The 3,508-nt window shown below is 69.6% G+C and carries 2 protein-coding genes; both read left to right on the top strand.

Annotation, left to right across the window (positions count from 1 at the left end):
• Positions 1-42: 42 nt before the first annotated feature.
• A complete protein-coding gene (locus TR48_RS38220; RefSeq protein WP_369405645.1) occupies positions 43-1,134 on the top strand; it encodes a tyrosine-type recombinase/integrase in 1,092 nt (363 codons plus the stop codon).
• Complete coding sequence (locus tag TR48_RS38215; protein ID WP_174501775.1) at positions 1,131-3,479, top strand: tyrosine-type recombinase/integrase; 2,349 nt, start codon at positions 1,131-1,133, stop codon at positions 3,477-3,479. The genes TR48_RS38220 and TR48_RS38215 overlap by 4 nt, the downstream gene beginning before the upstream one ends.
• The last annotated feature ends 29 nt before the right edge of the window (positions 3,480-3,508 follow it).

Genomic DNA, 3,508 nt, shown 5'->3' with positions numbered 1-3,508 from the left:
GTATAAGTTACGTGGAATCACGCTGACGGATGGATCTGCTCTGTGGGGCGGGACGGCGGTCCTGCTGTCGCGTTGAGCGTGTTCGTGACGGTGTTGTCGGAGAAGTGGCCGGTCTTGGACCGGCATGAGCGGGCGGCCGAGTGGCTGCAGATCTGGTCGGATCTGGGTCGGGCACCCCGGACGATCGATGCCTACGCCCGTGGTCTGGGCGAGTTCTTGCTGGCCTGTGAACGCGACGGGGTCCATCCGGAGAGTGCCAACCGCAGTCATATCGCCGCGTTTGTCCGGGAGTTGAGGACGCGTCCGAGCCGCAGTGGGCCGAACGTGATGGCACTGGACTCGGGGGCGGGATTGTCGAACGCCACGCTGCAGCAGCGGCTGGTGCCGGTGCGACTGTTCTTCGACTTCCTCGTCGAGGAGGGAATCCGGGAGTCGAACCCGGTGGGCCGCGGGCGTTACACCCCGGGCCGCTCGGGCGGCGGGACAGCACGAGGGCTGTTGCCGCGCATGGTCAAGCTGCCGTGGATTCCGGCCGAGGCCGAGTGGTCGCGGGTCCTGGAGGTCTTCCGGGCGGAGCCGGTCCGCAACCGTCTGATGCTGGCACTGGCCTACGACTCGGCGCTTCGCCGGGAAGAGCTGTGCTCGCTGCGGACCGACGACATCGATCCGGCCCACCGCACGCTGCGGGTCCGGGCGGAGACCACCAAGACCCGGCAGGAGCGGATCGTGCCCTACTCGGCGTCCACCGGGGTGCTGCTGGGCGAGTACCTGCGGCACCGCGCCTCCCTGTCCCGGGCCCGGGGGCCGTTGTTCCTCTCGGAGTCGCGACGCAACACGGCCCAGCCGCTGACCTTGTGGACCTGGTCGAAGGTCGTGCGCCGGATCGCGCTCGAGGCCGAGGTTCCGCGCTTCTCCACACACACCACCCGTCACCTGTGTCTGACGGACCTGGCCCGGATGGGCTGGGAGGTCCACGCGATCGCCTCGTTCGCCGGACACCGCAGCACCGAGTCGACCTTGCGCTACATCCACCTGTCCGGCCGTGAGCTGTCCGCACGGCTGAACGCTTCGATGTCGCATCTGCACGCCTGGCGCGTCGGGACGCTCACCGGCACGGAGGTGACATCGCGATGATCCCGGCCCAGATCCGGCGTCCAGTCCGGGGGCTCCCTGCCGACGGCCGACCACACCTGTTCGTCCTGGACGGTTTCGACCGCAGCCCCCAGCTGACCGCCCCAGAGAACGCCGCTCTGCAGGCCCTTGACCTGCGAGCCCTGCGTCGGCAGCGGGCTCACGGCGGCGTCCCGCGCCGGACCGCCGCCCACTGGAAGGCCCTGGCGCGTCTGGTCGATCCACTCGACCGGGCCCGCGACGTCCTCCACCACGACGGCGAAGTCGCTCACCGCCGGGCCGGGGCCCAAGCGGCGGCGATCGTGCTGGACAACTGCCGTTCGCTGGGCCGTTCCTGGTGGGGGTGGACGCCCTGGGACTGGGCCGGTCTGTGTTCCAGCGGAAGCACCGCGTTCCGCGCGGCCCAGCCGCTGCCCACAGACACCGCGACCCGGCCGTTCCTGGTCGCTCTGGGCTATCTCCTGGGCGGCTTCACCGACTTTCAGCACCTGGGCCACTTCAACCGGCTCTACCTCGCCCAGCTCCTGTTCGGGACCGAGGCGGTCGAGGCGGCGATGACCGAGGTCGCCACCGTCGCGGACCGCTGGGGCTACCGCAGCCAGAACCGCGAGGACGGCCGCTACCGACTGCCCGGCGTCCTGGCCCAGGCCCTGCTGATCAACCGCAGCCCTCGGCTTGAGGATCTGACCACCGAGGCGTTCGCCCGCCTGCAGGCACACCCGGCCACCGGCACCCGCTACGCGTCCGGCTTCTACGTCCTGCAGAAGATCATCGCCGACCTCGGGCACTGCCAGACCCCCGTCCGCCCCGGCTTCAACCATGCCCCGGGACTGGCCGGCGTCCCCGAGCCCTGGGCCGCCTATCTGCAGCGCTGGTACGACACCTCCGTCCTGACGGTCAACGTCCGCAACAACATCCGCACGAACATGGCCAAGACCGGCCGCTGGCTGGCCGCCGAGCATCCCGAGGCCGTCGATCCCGCCCACTGGACCCGGTCGACCTGCGCGGACTGGGTCGCCGCGGTCGACAAGATGGCCGTCGGCGACCACGTCCAGCGCAACGACCACCTCCACGACCGCCTGGGCGATCCGATCGCCCCGCGCACCAAGGCCCACATCCTCATGGGAACCCGCACGTTCCTGCGTGACCTGCAGGAATGGGAATGGATCCCACGCCGCTTCGACACCTCCCGTGCTCTGGCGGTGCCCCGCACCGTCGCCGCTCTCATCGCCACCGATCCCCGCGTCATCGCCGACGAGGTCTGGGCCAAACTGCTCTGGGCCGGGCTCAACCTCGAGGCCGACGACCTTCCCGGCACCTCCGCCAGCAGCTACTACCCCCTGGAACTTATCCGCGCCCTCGCTCTCACCTGGCTCTTCTCCGGCCTGCGGAGCGATGAGATCTCCCGCCTGCGGGTCGGCTGCGTCCGCTGGCAGCACGAGGGACAGCCCATCGACGGCGACTCCCGCGAAGTCCCGGCCGAGCAGGCCGTCTGCCTCCTCGACGTCCCGGTCAACAAGACCAGCACCGCGTTCACCAAGCCCGTCGACCCGATCGTCGGCCAGGCCATCGAAGCCTGGCAGCACCTGCGGCCCACCCAGCCCCGGCGCCTCGACCCCAAGACCAGCGAACGCGTTGACCTGCTCTTCTCCGTCCGCGCGCACCCGGTCGCGAAGAACTACATCAACCGCACCCTGATCCCCTCCCTCTGCGAGAAGGCCGGCGTCCCCACCTCCGACGTCCGCGGCAACATCACCAGCCACCGGGCCCGCTCCACCATCGCCAGCCAGCTCTACAACGCCAAGGAGCCGATGACGCTCTTCGAGCTGCAGGCATGGCTCGGCCATCGCAGCCCGGTCAGCACCCAGCACTACGCGAAGATCACTCCGAACACGCTGACCAGGGCATATACCGAGGCCGGGTACTTCTCCCGGAACCTGCGGACCATCGAGGTCCTCGTCGACCGGGACGCCGTCGCCTCCGGCGCCGCCACCGGCGGCAACCAGCCCTGGCAGTACTACGACCTCGGCCACGGCTACTGCACCTACAGCTTCTTCGAGCAGTGCCAGCACCGCATGGCCTGCGCACGCTGCGACTTCTACACCCCCAAGGACTCCACCCGGGCCCAACTCCTGGAAGCCAAGGCCAACCTGCAGCGGATGCTGGTCTCCATCCCACTCACCGACGACGAACGCGCCGCCGTCGACGACGGACAGACCGCTCTGGACGCCCTCCTCGCCCGACTCGCCGAAGTCCCCACCCCCGCCGGGCCCAGCCCCCGCGACCTCAACCGACCCACGACCGCCCGACTGCTGCCGATCATCGAAGTCCGGCAAGGCACCGAATGACGAAACCGCAGGTCACAGATTCCACAGAA

The organism is Streptacidiphilus neutrinimicus (genome assembly GCF_000787815.1).
Classification (GTDB): Bacteria; Actinomycetota; Actinomycetes; order Streptomycetales; family Streptomycetaceae; genus Streptacidiphilus; species Streptacidiphilus neutrinimicus.
This window is presented reverse-complemented; position numbering and strand designations above follow the sequence as displayed.

Excerpts from the sequence above, each read along its gene's own strand:
- TR48_RS38215 (WP_174501775.1), top strand. The coding sequence starts at position 1,131 with ATGATCCCGGCCCAGATCCGGCGTCCAGTCCGGGGGCTCCCTGCCGAC.